General features: G+C 44.2%; 15 protein-coding genes and 1 pseudogene. 14 read left to right on the top strand and 2 right to left on the bottom strand.

The annotated features are described in order from the left end of the window. Positions 1–83 precede the first annotated feature (83 nt). The 6 genes and pseudogenes from phoP to coaE all read left to right on the top strand — a co-directional run bounded on the left by phoP (position 84) and on the right by coaE (position 7685). Entirely contained in the window at positions 84–806 is a 723-nt protein-coding gene (gene phoP / locus NSU05_RS14535; RefSeq protein WP_003229442.1) for a two-component system response regulator PhoP, read from the top strand. Continuing rightward, the gene (gene phoR, locus NSU05_RS14530) at positions 799–2538 is read left to right on the top strand and encodes a sensory box histidine kinase PhoR (RefSeq protein ID WP_038429447.1); all 1740 of its coding nucleotides are present in this window, start codon (positions 799–801) and stop codon (positions 2536–2538) included. Before phoP ends, phoR begins: the two co-directional genes overlap by 8 nt. A 243-nt stretch (positions 2539–2781) precedes the next feature. Continuing rightward, positions 2782–5424 (top strand): DNA polymerase I, encoded by a 2643-nt coding sequence (gene polA / locus NSU05_RS14525; RefSeq protein WP_038429446.1) that lies wholly within the window; start codon positions 2782–2784, stop codon positions 5422–5424. 22 nt (positions 5425–5446) lie between these two features. Beyond that, a complete protein-coding gene (gene mutM / locus NSU05_RS14520) occupies positions 5447–6277 on the top strand; it encodes a DNA-formamidopyrimidine glycosylase (protein ID WP_019712903.1) in 831 nt (276 codons plus the stop codon). Between the two features lie 148 nt (positions 6278–6425). Then, positions 6426–7076, top strand: a pseudogene (ytaF, locus tag NSU05_RS14515) (sporulation membrane protein YtaF); the annotation flags it as partial. A gap of 15 nt (positions 7077–7091) precedes the next feature. Beyond that, positions 7092–7685: a dephospho-CoA kinase gene (coaE, locus tag NSU05_RS14510; RefSeq protein ID WP_004398928.1), complete on the top strand. Its 594-nt coding sequence runs from the start codon at positions 7092–7094 to the stop codon at positions 7683–7685. Between the two features lie 41 nt (positions 7686–7726). Here coaE and ytbE read toward each other — a convergent pair whose 3' ends face one another. Together ytbE and NSU05_RS14500 are read right to left on the bottom strand one after the other, a co-directional pair. Continuing rightward, entirely contained in the window at positions 7727–8569 is an 843-nt protein-coding gene (ytbE, locus tag NSU05_RS14505; protein WP_003229455.1) for an aldo/keto reductase YtbE, read from the bottom strand. A gap of 23 nt (positions 8570–8592) precedes the next feature. Then, entirely contained in the window at positions 8593–9780 is a 1188-nt protein-coding gene (locus tag NSU05_RS14500) for an MFS transporter (protein ID WP_015251485.1), read from the bottom strand. Positions 9781–9963: 183 nt separating this feature from the next. On the opposite strand from NSU05_RS14500, the gene NSU05_RS14495 reads away from it, so the two are divergent. The 8 genes from NSU05_RS14495 (at position 9964) to ytxC (ending at position 17018) form a co-directional block, all read left to right on the top strand. Beyond that, positions 9964–10344: a winged helix-turn-helix transcriptional regulator gene (locus NSU05_RS14495; protein ID WP_003229458.1), complete on the top strand. Its 381-nt coding sequence runs from the start codon at positions 9964–9966 to the stop codon at positions 10342–10344. A gap of 205 nt (positions 10345–10549) precedes the next feature. Beyond that, positions 10550–11572, top strand: coding sequence for a glyceraldehyde-3-phosphate dehydrogenase (locus tag NSU05_RS14490; RefSeq protein ID WP_003229459.1), 1023 nt, complete (start codon positions 10550–10552; stop codon positions 11570–11572). A 238-nt stretch (positions 11573–11810) separates the two neighbouring features. Further along, a complete protein-coding gene (speD, locus tag NSU05_RS14485; protein WP_003223584.1) occupies positions 11811–12191 on the top strand; it encodes an adenosylmethionine decarboxylase in 381 nt (126 codons plus the stop codon). A gap of 273 nt (positions 12192–12464) precedes the next feature. After that, positions 12465–12923 carry a transcriptional regulator NrdR gene (gene nrdR, locus NSU05_RS14480; RefSeq protein WP_003223586.1) on the top strand — a complete coding sequence of 153 codons (459 nt, stop codon included), beginning with the start codon at positions 12465–12467 and terminating at the stop codon, positions 12921–12923. Between the two features lie 114 nt (positions 12924–13037). Then, positions 13038–14456 carry a replication initiation membrane attachment protein DnaB gene (gene dnaB, locus NSU05_RS14475; protein ID WP_015251489.1) on the top strand — a complete coding sequence of 473 codons (1419 nt, stop codon included), beginning with the start codon at positions 13038–13040 and terminating at the stop codon, positions 14454–14456. Positions 14457–14483: 27 nt separating this feature from the next. Beyond that, on the top strand, positions 14484–15419 hold the full coding sequence (gene dnaI / locus NSU05_RS14470; RefSeq protein ID WP_014480531.1) for a primosomal protein DnaI: 936 nt from the start codon (positions 14484–14486) through the stop codon (positions 15417–15419). 33 nt (positions 15420–15452) lie between these two features. Then, complete coding sequence (locus tag NSU05_RS14465) at positions 15453–16094, top strand: TVP38/TMEM64 family protein (RefSeq protein ID WP_038430039.1); 642 nt, start codon at positions 15453–15455, stop codon at positions 16092–16094. A gap of 78 nt (positions 16095–16172) precedes the next feature. Continuing rightward, positions 16173–17018 carry a putative sporulation protein YtxC gene (gene ytxC / locus NSU05_RS14460; protein WP_003229471.1) on the top strand — a complete coding sequence of 282 codons (846 nt, stop codon included), beginning with the start codon at positions 16173–16175 and terminating at the stop codon, positions 17016–17018. The last annotated feature ends 315 nt before the right edge of the window (positions 17019–17333 follow it).

Below are 17333 nucleotides of genomic sequence, written 5' to 3'. Positions count from 1 at the left end.
CTAAAATAAAATCATGAAACATGTTAAGATGACATAAAATAGAGAAATAGGATGTCGGGGAATTATAATACTGGAGGCACAGCATGAACAAGAAAATTTTAGTTGTGGATGATGAAGAATCTATTGTTACTCTTTTACAGTACAATTTGGAACGGTCAGGCTATGATGTCATTACCGCCTCGGATGGGGAAGAAGCACTCAAAAAAGCGGAAACAGAGAAGCCTGATTTGATTGTGCTTGATGTGATGCTTCCAAAATTGGACGGAATCGAAGTATGCAAGCAGCTGAGACAGCAAAAACTGATGTTTCCCATTTTAATGCTGACAGCGAAGGATGAGGAATTCGACAAAGTATTAGGGCTGGAGCTCGGTGCTGATGATTATATGACCAAGCCGTTCAGTCCAAGGGAAGTAAATGCGAGAGTCAAAGCGATTTTAAGGCGTTCGGAAATAGCTGCGCCCTCTAGTGAGATGAAGAACGATGAAATGGAAGGCCAGATCGTAATCGGCGATCTAAAAATCCTGCCTGATCATTATGAAGCGTACTTTAAAGAAAGTCAGCTTGAACTGACACCGAAAGAATTCGAACTGCTGCTCTATTTAGGCAGACATAAAGGCAGAGTTCTGACAAGAGACCTGCTGCTGAGCGCAGTCTGGAATTATGATTTTGCCGGAGATACGAGAATTGTTGATGTGCACATCAGCCATCTTCGCGACAAAATTGAAAACAATACCAAAAAACCGATCTACATTAAAACGATTAGGGGATTGGGGTATAAACTGGAGGAGCCAAAAATGAATGAATAAATACCGTGTGCGCCTTTTTTCTGTATTCGTTGTCTGTATGATTCTGGTGTTTTGTGTCCTCGGGCTGTTTTTACAGCAGCTTTTTGAAACATCTGATCAAAGGAAAGCAGAGGAACACATTGAAAAAGAAGCAAAATACTTGGCTTCGCTTCTTGATGCCGGCAATCTGAATGATCAAGCAAATGAGAAAATCATTAAAGATGCAGGCGGCGCGCTTGATGTGAGCGCATCCGTTATCGATACAGACGGCAAGGTGCTGTATGGGTCAAACGGGAGAGCGGCTGATTCCCAAAAGGTGCAGGCGCTTGTTTCTGGCCATGAGGGTATTCTGTCAACAACAGATAACAAGCTTTATTACGGACTTTCACTTAGAAGCGAAGGGGAAAAAACAGGATATGTGCTGCTTTCCGCCTCTGAAAAAAGCGACGGCTTAAAAGGCGAATTGTGGGGAATGCTGACGGCCAGTCTTTGTACCGCATTTATCGTCATTATTTATTTTTATTCCAGCATGACCTCACGTTATAAAAGGTCAATTGAGTCAGCGACAAATGTAGCCACAGAACTCTCTAAGGGCAACTACGATGCACGGACGTACGGCGGCTATATTAGGCGTTCTGATAAGCTAGGACATGCGATGAACAGCCTTGCCATTGATCTGATGGAAATGACGCGAACGCAGGAAATGCAGCGGGATCGGCTGCTGACAGTCATTGAAAACATTGGCTCCGGGCTGATTATGATCGACGGAAGAGGCTTTATTAATCTCGTAAACAGATCTTACGCCAAGCAGTTTCATATCAATCCGAATCATATGCTGCGCCGTCTTTATCACGATGCATTTGAACATGAAGAAGTGATCCAGCTTGTCGAAGACATTTTTATGACGGAGACAAAGAAATGCAAGCTGTTAAGACTGCCGATCAAAATAGAACGGCGTTATTTTGAAGTGGACGGCGTTCCGATTATGGGGCCGGACGATGAATGGAAAGGAATTGTGCTCGTTTTCCATGACATGACGGAAACGAAGAAATTAGAGCAGATGAGGAAGGATTTTGTGGCCAATGTTTCTCATGAGCTGAAAACACCGATTACGTCCATAAAAGGGTTTACGGAGACGTTATTGGACGGGGCGATGGAAGACAAAGAGGCGCTTTCTGAATTTCTCTCTATTATTCTTAAGGAAAGCGAAAGGCTTCAGTCTTTGGTTCAGGATTTGCTCGATCTCTCAAAAATCGAGCAGCAAAATTTCACGCTCAGTATCGAAACGTTTGAGCCGGCCAAAATGCTTGGTGAGATTGAAACGCTTCTGAAGCATAAGGCGGATGAGAAAGGCATCTCCTTGCAACTGAATGTCCCGAAAGACCCTCAATATGTATCTGGTGACCCGTACAGGCTGAAACAGGTATTTCTTAATCTCGTAAACAATGCATTAACCTACACGCCTGAGGGGGGCTCCGTGGCTATCAATGTAAAGCCCAGAGAAAAAGACATTCAGATTGAGGTTGCCGATTCTGGAATCGGAATTCAGAAAGAAGAAATTCCGCGCATCTTTGAACGCTTTTACCGCGTAGATAAAGACAGAAGCAGGAATTCGGGCGGAACCGGACTGGGCCTTGCGATTGTCAAGCATTTAATAGAGGCTCATGAAGGGAAAATTGATGTCACAAGCGAGCCTGGACGGGGAACTGTCTTTACCGTGACGCTGAAACGGGCCGCTGAAAAGTCCGCCTAATGTTTACAAAGGTTTAACAATATCTTCATGCACTGTTAAACCTATGCTGGTAGGATGTAGTAGAACCCCTTCATCCAAGGAGCCAATTTTGACGGCGGGAACCTATTTGTGTTCCCGTCCTTTTTTGTGTCTTCTCTTATAGTTCACGTATTTTCCTTTCAAATTGAACTTTGTTAAAATAAGAGGAGCTAATGACTATGTAAGAGATGAATGGAAGCCTGAGGCTTCTTAGGAGGAAATTGAATGACGGAACGAAAAAAATTAGTGCTTGTAGACGGAAACAGTCTGGCTTACCGGGCGTTTTTTGCATTGCCGCTGTTAAGCAATGATAAAGGTGTTCATACAAATGCTGTATACGGCTTTGCGATGATTTTGATGAAAATGCTTGAGGATGAAAAACCGACGCACATGCTGGTTGCGTTTGATGCGGGGAAAACAACATTTCGTCACGGCACATTTAAAGAATATAAAGGCGGCAGACAGAAAACCCCGCCTGAGCTTTCCGAACAAATGCCGTTTATCCGCGAGCTGCTGGATGCCTACCAGATCAGCCGCTATGAACTGGAACAATATGAAGCGGATGATATTATCGGCACACTGGCCAAATCGGCTGAAAAAGACGGATTTGAAGTTAAGGTTTTCTCAGGAGATAAGGATTTAACACAGCTGGCAACGGACAAAACGACAGTTGCCATTACGAGAAAGGGAATTACCGATGTTGAATTTTACACACCGGAGCATGTCAAAGAGAAATATGGGCTTACGCCTGAACAAATCATTGACATGAAGGGTCTGATGGGCGATTCCTCAGATAATATTCCGGGTGTGCCCGGCGTCGGAGAAAAGACTGCGATTAAGCTTTTAAAACAATTTGATTCCGTTGAAAAGCTGCTGGAGTCCATTGACGAGGTGAGCGGAAAGAAATTGAAGGAAAAGCTTGAGGAGTTTAAGGATCAGGCATTGATGAGCAAGGAGCTTGCGACAATTATGACGGATGCTCCGATTGAGGTATCTGTTTCCGGCCTGGAATATCAAGGCTTTAATCGTGAACAGGTCATTGCCATCTTTAAAGATCTTGGCTTCAACACGCTTCTTGAACGGCTTGGAGAAGACAGTGCAGAAGCAGAACAGGATCAATCGTTGGAAGACATTAATGTCAAAACAGTAACAGACGTGACAAGCGATATATTGGTGTCTCCATCCGCATTTGTCGTTGAACAGATTGGCGATAATTATCATGAAGAGCCGATCCTCGGATTTTCGATCGTAAATGAAACGGGAGCTTATTTCATTCCAAAAGACATTGCCGTTGAGTCTGAGGTGTTTAAAGAATGGGTGGAAAATGACGAGCAGAAGAAATGGGTCTTCGACAGCAAGCGGGCTGTTGTCGCTTTGCGCTGGCAGGGCATTGAGCTGAAAGGAGCCGAGTTTGATACGCTCCTTGCGGCTTATATCATCAACCCGGGCAATTCATATGACGACGTTGCGAGTGTGGCTAAGGATTACGGCCTGCATATCGTTTCAAGTGATGAATCAGTTTATGGAAAAGGAGCAAAACGGGCAGTGCCGTCAGAAGACGTACTGTCTGAGCACCTTGGCCGAAAAGCGTTAGCGATTCAAAGCCTTCGGGAAAAGCTCGTTCGGGAGCTGGAAAACAACGACCAGCTTGAACTGTTTGAAGAGCTGGAAATGCCTCTTGCGCTTATTCTCGGCGAAATGGAATCAACTGGCGTCAAGGTCGATGTTGACCGTTTAAAACGGATGGGTGAAGAACTGGGTGCGAAGCTGAAGGAATATGAAGAAAAAATCCATGAGATTGCGGGAGAGCCGTTTAACATCAATTCTCCGAAACAGCTAGGTGTCATCTTATTTGAAAAGATCGGCCTTCCTGTCGTAAAGAAAACGAAAACAGGCTATTCTACGTCTGCCGATGTGCTTGAAAAGCTGGCTGACAAGCATGATATTGTCGACTATATTTTACAGTACAGACAAATTGGCAAGCTTCAATCAACATATATCGAAGGGCTTTTAAAGGTGACGAGACCGGATTCGCATAAAGTGCACACGCGATTTAACCAGGCCTTAACGCAAACTGGCCGTCTCAGCTCGACTGATCCGAACCTGCAAAACATTCCGATCAGGCTTGAGGAAGGGCGGAAAATTCGCCAAGCTTTTGTGCCGTCTGAAAAAGACTGGCTCATTTTTGCAGCCGATTATTCACAAATCGAGCTGCGGGTGCTTGCCCATATTTCAAAGGATGAAAATCTGATCGAAGCTTTTACAAATGATATGGATATTCACACGAAAACGGCAATGGATGTGTTCCATGTCGCTAAGGATGAAGTGACATCTGCGATGAGACGCCAGGCGAAAGCGGTCAACTTTGGCATTGTATACGGGATCAGCGATTACGGTTTGTCACAGAACCTCGGCATTACCCGGAAGGAAGCGGGAGCATTTATCGACCGCTATCTGGAAAGCTTCCAAGGCGTAAAAGCGTACATGGAAGATTCAGTACAGGAAGCGAAGCAAAAAGGATACGTAACAACGCTTATGCATCGCCGCCGCTACATCCCTGAGCTGACGAGCCGGAACTTTAATATCCGAAGTTTTGCAGAGCGGACGGCCATGAATACGCCGATTCAAGGAAGCGCCGCTGATATTATCAAAAAAGCCATGATTGACATGGCTGCCAAGCTGAAAGAAAAAAAGTTGAAAGCAAGGCTTCTGCTTCAAGTACACGATGAATTGATTTTTGAGGCGCCAAAGGAAGAAATTGAAATTCTTGAAAAGCTTGTTCCTGAAGTGATGGAGCATGCGCTTGCATTAGATGTGCCGTTAAAGGTGGACTTTGCATCAGGCCCATCTTGGTACGATGCGAAATAAACAGAGATAGGAAGTGATGGATGTGCCGGAATTACCAGAGGTTGAGACGGTCCGGCGCACTCTGACCGGGCTTGTAAAGGGAAAAACAATCAAATCGGTAGAGATCAGATGGCCGAATATCATCAAACGGCCTGCCGAACCGGAGGAATTTGCGCGAAAACTAGCAGGAGAAACGATACAGTCCATCGGAAGACGGGGAAAGTTTTTACTGTTTCATTTAGATCATTATGTTATGGTTTCTCACCTTCGAATGGAAGGAAAATACGGTCTTCATCAAGCCGAGGAGCCTGACGATAAACACGTGCATGTCATATTCACGATGACGGATGGAACCCAGCTCCGGTACAGGGATGTGCGGAAATTTGGAACCATGCACTTATTTAAACCGGGAGAAGAAGCGGGCGAGCTCCCGCTTTCTCAGTTAGGTCCGGAGCCGGATGCAGAAGAATTTACGAGTGCGTATTTAAAAGAACGGCTTGCGAAAACAAACCGCGCTGTCAAAACTGCCCTACTGGATCAAAAAACGGTAGTTGGACTAGGAAACATTTATGTGGATGAGGCTCTTTTCAGAGCGGGTGTTCATCCCGAGATAAAAGCAAATCAATTATCAGATAAAACAATCAAAACCCTTCACGCTGAAATCAAAAACACTCTGCAGGAGGCGATTGATGCGGGCGGAAGCACAGTCCGTTCATATATCAACTCCCAAGGGGAAATCGGAATGTTCCAGCTGCAGCATTTTGTGTACGGAAAAAAAGACGAGCCATGCAAAAATTGCGGAACGATGATTTCGAAAATTGTCGTTGGAGGAAGAGGCACGCATTTTTGCGCAAAGTGCCAGAAAAAAAAGTAGCATAATGCTTCATCGTCCAAGCTGTCGGTGCATATATCAGTAACTCTGTAATGGAGGATGCCATTTTCGAAACACGGATTTTTCACTTTCCCATATATATGATTGTGATGAATCCCGGGCATTTCACATCTGATACAAGAGCACCAACAGAAAGGAAGAAACGGATATGCAAATGGTTTCTATACTGCTGCTGGCGTTGGCTGTCAGCTTGGACAGTTTTTCAGTCGGATTTACGTACGGATTGAGAAAAATGAAAATACCGTTTAAAGCGATTTTGGTTATCGCCTGCTGTTCCGGTGCTGTCATGTTTATATCCATGCTGATCGGAAGCTTTCTCACGAAGTTTGTTCCTGTATATGTGACGGAGAAGCTTGGCGGTTTGATATTGGTTGGAATCGGTGCGTGGGTTCTGTACCAATTCTTCAAACCGACAAAAGATAAAGAATACCTCTTGCATGAAAAAACACTGCTTAATTTAGAGGTTCGGTCATTAGGAATTGTGATTCATATTTTGAGAAAACCCATGAGTGCGGATATCGACAAATCGGGTGTGATCAATGGAATTGAGGCGGTCTTATTGGGATTTGCCTTATCGATTGATGCCTTTGGAGCAGGTATAGGCGCAGCCATTCTCGGTTTTTCACCGATTGTGATGAGCATCGCCGTGGCAATCATGAGCTCGCTGTTTGTATCAATTGGAATCAATGCCGGCCATTTTCTGTCTAAGTGGAAATGGATCGATAAAATGGCGTTTTTGCCGGGGCTTCTATTAATCACGATTGGGCTCTGGAAATTGTAAAAAGGAGTGGATCTCTTGACCTTAGTCATTGGTTTAACGGGAGGAATAGCTAGCGGCAAAAGCACGGTAGCCAATATGCTGATTGAAAAAGGAATAACAGTTATAGATGCAGATATCATTGCAAAACAAGCGGTAGAAAAAGGGATGCCGGCCTACCGGCAAATCATTGACGAATTCGGTGAAGACATACTGCTCTCAAATGGCGATATAGATAGAAAAAAGCTTGGAGCGCTGGTATTTACAAATGAACAAAAGCGTCTCGCTTTAAATGCAATTGTTCATCCCGCAGTCAGGCAGGAAATGCTCAATCGCCGTGATGAAGCCGTTGCAAATCGGGAGGCATTTGTTGTATTGGATATCCCGCTATTGTTCGAAAGCAAATTGGAATCATTGGTTGATAAAATTATCGTGGTCAGTGTGACAAAAGAGCTTCAACTGGAACGTCTGATGAAGCGCAATCAGCTGACGGAAGAAGAAGCAGTCAGCCGTATCCGCTCTCAAATGCCCTTAGAGGAAAAAACAGCAAGAGCAGATCAAGTCATCGATAACAGCGGCACGCTTGAAGAGACCAAAAGGCAGCTTGATGAAATCATGAACAGCTGGGCATAATACAAAAAACACCGTTCATATTGAACGGTGTTTTTTGGCCATTAAAAATCAAAGTTGTCCGGATCAGGACCGACGCGCAAGTTTTCATTCAGTGCATCGATTCGGTTCATGTCATCCTGCGTTAATTCAAAGTCAAATACGCTTGCATTTTCTTTAATGCGGTGTTCCTTCGTTGATTTAGGAATCGTTATAATGCCATGCTGCAGATCCCAGCGCAAAATAATTTGTGCGACAGATTTGTTATATGTTTGAGCGATGTCAGCCAATACAGGATGATCCAGCAGCTGCCCCTGCATTAAAGGTGACCAAGCCTCCATCTGGATGCCCTGATTTTGGCAGTATCTTATCAACTCTTTTTGTGTGAGGCGCGGGTGAAATTCCACTTGGTTAATCATAGGCTTAATTTCAGCTGCCGTCATCAGATCTTCAAGATGGTGAATTTGGAAGTTGCTTACGCCAATCGCTTTGATACGGCCTTCTTTATACAGCGTTTCAAGCGCTCTCCAAGCTTCTTTATACTTTCCTTCTACAGGCCAGTGGATGAGGTATAGATCCAAATAATCCAGACCGAGTTTGGATAGGCTTGTTTCAAACGCGGCGAGTGTTTCTTCGTAGCCTAAATCCGCATTCCATACTTTCGATGTGATAAACAGATCCTCTCTTGAAATGCCTGCTTCTTCAATGCCTTCCCGAATCCCTTCTCCAACGCCAGCTTCATTTCCATAGATAGCTGCAGTATCAATACTGCGGTACCCGTGAACAATGGCAGTTTTAACTGCGTTTACCAGTTCAGATCCTTCTTCCACTTGGAACACGCCGAGGCCGAACCAAGGCATTTCTACCCCATTATGAAGTGTTGCTTTTGCTTGTAAATGTGTTGTCATGTTCATTTCCTCCTTTAAAATTGTCAGGCTTCCTGCCGATCTCGTTTTTCCATTAAGCGGCTCCAGCCTGTTAAAATGACTGCACCGACCACCATTAATCCGCCTATCCAAGCGGTATGAATCAATCCGATTGAATCGGTGATCACACCGCCAAGGTATGACCCAAGCGCGATTCCTGCATTAAAGGCAGCGATATTCATCGCGGATGCGACGTCAACTGCACTCGGGACAAAACGCTCAGCCAGCATGACGACATACACCTGAAGGCCGGGCACGTTCATAAAGGCCAGCAATCCCATACAGAGAATGGTAATGAGCCCTGCTGTTTGATACGGGGCTGTAAATGTCAGTACGAATAGAACAATTGCTTGTACGATAAACATATAGAATAAAGCGGCAATCGGATTTCGGTTTGACAGCTTTCCGCCAATCATATTGCCGATAGCAATAGCTATTCCGTATCCGAGCAGAATCACTGCAACAGTCCCGGCTTTGAAGCCTGTTACTTCCTGAAGCAGGGGAGACAGATACGTGAACACAACGAATGTTCCTCCGTATCCAAGCGCTGTAATGACAAATAAAAGCAATAACCGGCTGTTTGTCACAAGCTTCAATTGATCCCGCATCGTTGTTTTCGTCCCTTTTCGTAATTTGGACGGTACAAGAATGCCATTTGTAATGAAAGCAATGATTCCGACGGCGATAATGACCATAAAGGCGAAACGCCAGCCGAACTGCTGGCCGATAAATGTCCCAAAAGGAACTCCGGTTACAGTTGCCACAGTGAGGCCGGTAAACATAATTGAAATCGCGCTAGCCCTTTTATCTTCCGGGACAATATCCGCTGCGATTGTCGAACCGATCGACATAAACACACCGTGCGAAAATGCCGATATCACACGTGCTGCTAGTAAAATCCCGATGCTTGAAGCGGTTGCTGCCATCGTATTACCGGCAATAAAAATAAACATGATCCAAAGCAATAGTGTCTTACGCGACATGCTTGAGGTCAATGAAGTTAATATAGGTGCCCCAAATGTAACGCCGAGCGCATAAAGGGAAACGGTTAATCCTGCTGTCGTGACTGGAATATGCAGGTCATCAGCAATGAGCGGCAAAAGGCCGACACTGATAAATTCAGTTGTCCCTATTGCGAATGCACTTACGGCCAAAGCCAGTAGTGCAGGAATACTGCTTTTGGCTGAAGTCATGATGTTCCTCCTTTGTAAGATGTGTTGTATGATTGAAATTCTGCCGAGTAAGCTATATAAATAAAAAAGAGCAGATTCAAATCAGCCGGCAAATGTGATTATGAAACATATCGTTAAGAAATAAAAGTACGTACTTTGAAGTGCTATAGTCACTTTTTGGTGCCTGTGAGGAGAATGGATTGTATGGAGAAGAAAAAATATAACATTTCTGTTGAAGCGACTCTTGAAGTGATTGGAGGGAAATGGAAATGCGTCATTTTATGCCATTTGACGCACGGAAAAAAACGCACAAGCGAATTAAAACGCCTAATGCCCAATATCACGCAAAAAATGCTGACTCAGCAGCTGCGCGAGCTGGAAGCGGACGGTGTCATTAACCGAATCGTATATAATCAAGTTCCTCCCAAAGTGGAATATGAGCTCAGCGAATACGGCCGCAGCTTAGAAGGGATTTTAGATATGCTGTGTGCTTGGGGAGCGAATCATATTAACAGAGTGTACGGGGATACATTTTCTGTGCTAGAAGAAAGTGTGCTCAATGATAAGTTAAAACAGGAATCATAAAGCATGAGGGCAGTCAGTGCGGAGCGCTGGCTGCTTTTTGGTTCTTACGCCTGATATTCTGTGCAAGAAAACATAAGATGCATCATAAATTAGCGTTATAATCGTTGATTTTTATCAATATGTACTGGCGAATTTGTTTTAATGTGTTATACTAATTTTAGATAGTAACAAATTAGGATGGCATAATTGATAAGGGGTGTCCAACATGAAGGTAAAAGTAGCGATCAACGGGTTTGGAAGAATCGGAAGAATGGTTTTTAGAAAAGCGATGTTAGACGATCAAATTCAAGTAGTGGCCATTAACGCCAGCTATTCCGCAGAAACGCTGGCTCATTTAATAAAGTATGACACAATTCACGGCAGATACGACAAAGAGGTTGTGGCTGGTGAAGACAGCCTGATCGTAAATGGAAAGAAAGTGCTTTTGTTAAACAGCCGTGATCCAAAACAGCTGCCTTGGCGGGAATATGATATTGACATAGTCGTCGAAGCAACAGGGAAGTTTAATGCTAAAGATAAAGCGATGGGCCATATAGAAGCAGGTGCAAAAAAAGTGATTTTGACCGCTCCGGGAAAAAATGAAGACGTTACCATTGTGATGGGCGTAAATGAGGACCAATTCGACGCTGAGCGCCATGTCATTATTTCAAATGCGTCATGCACGACAAATTGCCTTGCGCCTGTTGTAAAAGTGCTGGATGAAGAGTTTGGCATTGAGAGCGGTCTGATGACTACAGTTCATGCGTATACGAATGACCAAAAAAATATTGATAACCCGCACAAAGATTTGCGCCGGGCGCGGGCTTGCGGTGAATCCATCATTCCGACGACAACAGGAGCGGCAAAGGCGCTTTCACTTGTGCTGCCGCATTTGAAAGGAAAACTTCACGGCCTCGCCTTGCGTGTCCCTGTTCCGAACGTCTCATTGGTTGATCTCGTTGTTGATCTGAAAACGGATGTTACGGCTGAAGAAGTAAACGAGGCATTTAAACGCGCTGCCAAAACGTCGATGTACGGTGTACTTGATTACTCAGATGAACCGCTTGTTTCGACTGATTATAATACGAATCCTCATTCAGCGGTCATTGACGGGCTTACAACAATGGTAATGGAAGACAGGAAAGTAAAGGTGCTGGCGTGGTATGACAACGAATGGGGCTACTCCTGCAGAGTTGTTGATCTGATCCGCCATGTAGCGGCACGAATGAAACATCCGTCTGCTGTATAAAATAAGGTCATGGACACATTTTAAAGAAAAAACCCTTAACAGCATATTTCTGAAAAAACGCACCTTGCAAATTAGACTTAAACACAGTATACTATTTTTCGTGAACTTCTTGCTTGAGACTGTTTCGGAATTACTTAAAGGGTTAGGACCTCTCCGGACTAACTTTCCCCCGTGGTAAATGGCCGACCCAGTTGTTGGAATTTCACTTTTTAATTCTTGTTAAGGGGGGTCCATGACTATGGAAACAATGGGGCGTCACGTTATCTCCGAGCTATGGGGATGCGATTTTGATAAGCTGAATGACATGGATTTTATTGAAAAAACGTTTGTAAATGCTGCTCTAAAATCAGGTGCTGAGGTGCGCGAGGTTGCATTTCACAAATTTGCACCGCAAGGCGTAAGCGGAGTTGTGATTATTTCTGAATCACACTTAACGATTCACAGTTTTCCTGAGCACGGATATGCGAGCATTGATGTTTATACTTGTGGAGACTTAGATCCTAATGTCGCTGCTGATTACATTGCAGAGGCATTACATGCTGATACAAGAGAAAACATTGAAATACCAAGAGGAATGGGGCCTGTGCAAATTAAACAGGCGCAAGCGAAAGTACTATAAAGTAAATTGCGAACACAAAGGGAGCTGAAGCTAGAAAGCCATTATGCGCTTTTTAGCTTATGCTCCTTTTATTTTTATAAAGAAACGAGAGTGTCAGCTTTTTCTTTTTTCATTTTTTTTGTAAAATAAGAAGGAGATTTTCACAAACCACCTAATGCTATAGAAACAAATTTAACAACGGCTCTCCCGACAGATGCTGTCACATCTATTTTTAAAAGGCGGAGGCTGCCGAAAATACATTGCAGGGAACGATATAGTTGGGAGCTGATTTTATTGAAATGTCCTTCATGCCAGCATAACGGAACACGAGTCCTTGATTCACGGCCTGTGGATGACGGAAAGTCGATTCGCCGAAGACGCGAGTGCGAATCCTGCCACTACCGGTTTACGACCTTTGAGAAAGTGGAGGAAACCCCGCTCATCGTTGTGAAAAAAGAAGGTGTGCGTGAGGAATTCAGCAGAGAAAAAATGCTGCGCGGCCTCATAAAAGCATGTGAAAAAAGGCCTGTTTCACTCAAAACGCTTGAAGACATGTGCTTTGATATTGAAAAAGAGCTTCGCAATCAAGGCTGCTCCGAGGTGAAGAGTGAGCTCGTCGGAGAAATGGTCATGGACCGGCTGGCTAAGATTGACGAAGTCGCATATGTGAGGTTCGCGTCCGTCTATCGGCAGTTTAAAGATATAAACGTCTTTATCGATGAATTAAAAGACTTAATAAAGAAAGAGCGTTAAAAGAGCTAAGAGGATTCTTCTAGCTCTTTTCTCATGTGCAAAATTGGCATTTGATAGATATAAGAAACGGTGTAAAATGAAAGGTAGAAACAAATTCGGAAGGTTTGAGAATGTATGGCTGACTATTGGAAAGATGTACTGCCTGTAGACCCGTATGTGGTTAAAAGCAGATCGATGCTGCAGGATATTGACAGACAAATTATTACACAACTGTACCAGCCCTTAATCGGCCCTGTTGCATTCTCTCTTTATATGACATTGTGGGGAGAGCTTGAACAAAACCGTCTGTGGGGCGGAGAGTCCACACATAGACAGCTGATGGGGATGACACAGTCCAACTTAAAAACGATCCATCAGGAACAGGGGAAGCTCGAGGGCATCGGATTGCTGAAAGTATATATGAAAGAATCCGAGCGGCAGGAGCGCCTCTTTATATATGAACTCCTTCCGCCGCTCAGACCAAATGAATTTTTTGAAGACGGAATGCTGAATGTTTTTCTGTATAATAGGGTCGGAAAAACGAAATATCAGCAATTAAAACAATTTTTTACGCACCCGGCCATTTCAGAAGATGCGAAGGACATTACGCGTCCGTTTAATCATGCGTTTGAATCGCTGCAGCCGAGTGAATGGAAGCTCACATCCGATATGGAGGAAACGGTAAGGCTTGCCGAGGGGTCCGAGTATACTTCTGTCGGACAGTCTCCGTCCTACACCATAACGGAGGATGTGTTTGATTTTGATTTGTTTTTAGCGGGACTTTCTGAGACGATGATACCGAGAAAAGCGATGACCCAGCAGGTGCGGGACACAATCAAAAAGCTTTCTTATCTGTACGGAATTGACCCTTTGCAAATGCAAAATGTTGTGATGAGCGCAATTGATGAGCGTGACGTCATTACGACGGAGGCATTAAGAAAAGCGGCGAGCGACTGGTATCAAATTGAAAGAAACGGACAGCTGCCCGATTTGGTGGAAAAAACACAGCCGGTGCATCTGCGTGAAGGCGAAAAACCGGCAGAAGAGGATTCTCTGGATGGGAAGCTGATCGCATTGCTGGAGGCGATTTCCCCGAAGAAGCTTCTGCAGGACATTGCTGACGGAACAGAGCCGTCAAAAGCTGATCTGAAGATCATAGAAGAAATTATGTTCGAACAGAAGCTCGAGCCAGGCGTCACAAATGTGTTAATTTATTATGTCATGCTGAAAACCGACATGAAGCTGTCGAAAAACTATATCCAAAAAATCGCTTCGCATTGGGCACGCAAAAAGGTAAAAACGGTCAGGGAAGCGATGAAGCTCGCAATAGAAGAAAACCGCCAGTATCTTGAATGGGCTGAAGGAAAAACAAAGTCTTCGAAACGAAACCAAAAAGTGATTCGTGAAGAAAAGCTTCCTGATTGGATGACAGAAAAGGAAACAGCGTCTGACTCAGAATCCGGACAGCAGAAGCTGCATCCGCAGGATTTGGAAGAACAGAAGAAAAAGATGATGGAAGAAATGCAAAAACTGAAAAAATACTCTGCCTATTAAAGACAGAGATGCGGGGTGAAGGAATAGATGGAACCAATCGGCCGTTCCCTGCAGGGCGTAACCGGCAGGCCGGATTTCCAAAAACGTCTTGAACAAATGAAGGAAAAAGTCATGAAAGATCAAGATGTTCAAGCATTTTTGAAGGAAAACGAAGAAGTGATTGACCAAAAAATGATCGAAAAGAGCTTAAATAAGCTTTATGAATATATCGAACAAAGCAAGAATTGCTCCTATTGTTCGGAAGATGAAAACTGCAACAATTTGTTGGAGGGATACCATCCAAAGCTTGTTGTCAATGGACGGTCTATTGATATCGAGTATTATGAATGTCCAGTCAAACGGAAGCTCGACCAGCAGAAGAAACAAAAGTCTCTTATGAAAAGCATGTATATCCAGCAGGATCTTCTCGGAGCGACGTTCCAGCAAGTTGATATCAGTGACCCGAGCAGGCTCGCGATGTTTCAGCATGTTACAGACTTCCTGAAAAGCTATAATGAGACGGGAAAAGGGAAAGGATTATATTTATACGGGAAATTTGGGGTAGGAAAAACGTTTATGCTCGCTGCAATTGCCAATGAGCTGGCGGAAAAAGAGTACTCCTCCATGATTGTCTATGTGCCTGAATTTGTGAGAGAGCTTAAAAATTCGCTGCAAGACCAGACATTGGAAGAGAAGCTCAATATGGTAAAGACCACACCCGTATTGATGCTTGATGACATCGGAGCAGAATCAATGACAAGCTGGGTAAGGGATGAAGTCATCGGAACGGTGCTTCAGCACAGAATGTCCCAGCAGCTGCCAACGTTCTTTTCTTCTAATTTCTCACCTGACGAGCTGAAGCATCATTTTACGTATTCGCAGAGGGGAGAAAAAGAAGAAGTAAAAGCGGCAAGATTAATGGAGCGGATATTATATTTGGCTGCTCCGATCCGCCTTGACGGAGAAAACCGCCGACATCCATAATTGCTGTGGTTCAAAGGGGAAGGAACTGAGGGTATGAAACGAAAAACGGCTGTCAAATGGCTGGCAGTGCTTGCAGGTGCTGGTTTACTCTATTGGGGAAATAAAACGTATTTGAATGTATCGCCGAAAGAAATCAGGGTATGGGTATTGTCGTTCGGAGTCTTTGCACCTCTGATGTTTATCGGGATATCCATCGTCAGGCCACTTGTTTTATTTCCGGTGTCTGTTATTTCAATAGCTGGCGGACTTGCGTTTGGCCCGCTTCTCGGCACGCTTTATACGTTATTCGGTTCGATGTGCGCTTCAGCTGTTTCGTTTTTTGCGGCCGGTTTGTTTTCGGCGAAAAAGAACGGGCATTACGCAAGGCTTGAAGCCATTCAGAAGCAAATGGAGGATAACGGATTTTTCTATATCTTTTTTTTGAGAATCCTGCCGATCAATTTTGATTTCGTCAGCTATGCGGCAGGCCTTTCCAATGTCAAAGCGCTGCCGTATTTTGCCGCAACGGCTGTGGGAATCATCCCTGGGACGATTGCGCTTAATGTGCTGGGTGCGAGCTTTTTGGCTGGCAATCTGCCCGCTTTCTTTATGGTGCTCGCTTTGTATATCGTGTTTATCTCATTGCCGTTCATCTTCAGAAAGAAAATGCAAAACTTGTTCCAAGAATCAAATTAAGATTTGCCAATGACCTTTACGTCTATTTTAAAAACATCCCCCATATACTTGTAACAGATGCCGTAAGGGGGGACAAACATGCTTGAAATAATCTTTGAAGATGACCATGATGCAGCCGCTTTTTTACATCTCATTCAGCATTCGGACGATCGGAACAATATCATTGTCCGTGAAGGCATACGAAAAATCGGGATTGAAAAAGCGAATCCGGCTTTTCCTATTCAGCGTTTTATGGAGCCGATTCTGGTCAAATTTTTTTTGGAATGCAAAGAAGACGAGCATATGCTGTCATTGATTGAGGAAACTTATTGTTTCACGGACCAGGATGAACAGCAGCAAATCCTTCAGCTCGCACACAGTATTATTGAAGGTGAAGCAGACGATCTTCCGTTTGAGCCGCTGAAGCTTTCACGGAAACAATCAATTTTGGATGAACTCCAAACGATCTGTTTAGAGGAAGGAGTATTTTACATTCGCTCCTTTCAGACCTTCCGACTTGGATCATACTATAAGCAGCTGAGAGATATTACAGAAGCAGCGATTGATGAATATAAGATGGAACAGGAATATCAAAACTTTATTCAAACACTCAGAGACTATGTGGACGCCAAACAGCCGCGAATCAAAAAAGTGCATATTGTCCATGATGGTTCCTTTACATTATGGGAGCTGCGCTATGTGCCGGAACGGGAAAAAATGAAATACATAGACAGAAGATTTGTCCGGGATCATCCTATGTATATTGATTCTCATTTGCTCGCGCCGCTGATTTCCATTGCGCCTGATGAAGTCGTGCTTTATACCGACCAGCCCGAGCACATGATGGCAAGGACCATTCAAAACGTATTTCAAGAGAGAGTGGAAATGCTCCCGCTGCATGCTTTTACAGATGCAGAAATACCGGTGAAGCACTCGGAAGGATGAGGGCCGGCAGCCTGTCTATTTAAGGCTGTCGGTTTAAAAAAGGAAACGCGATCGTGTTGATTTTTTGGATTGAACAATTTATAATACATAGGAGATTAAGAAAGACACACGTATTGATAAGGACACGAAGGAATGATACCAGCTCAAAGAGAGGGAAGCCCTGGCTGCAAGCTTCCCAGCTAAGGACCATTCGCTTTACCGCCTTTGAACTTCAGCTGTGAACCTCTTGAAAAGGAACAGTAATGGCTGACGGGAACTCCCGTTACAGAGCTTAGAGCCGCAGGTGCCGTATTGGCTTTGCGGAAAAAAGGGTGG

The organism is Bacillus sp. EU52, from assembly GCF_037964975.1.
GTDB lineage: Bacteria > Bacillota > Bacilli > Bacillales > Bacillaceae > Bacillus > Bacillus subtilis.
This window is presented reverse-complemented; position numbering and strand designations above follow the sequence as displayed.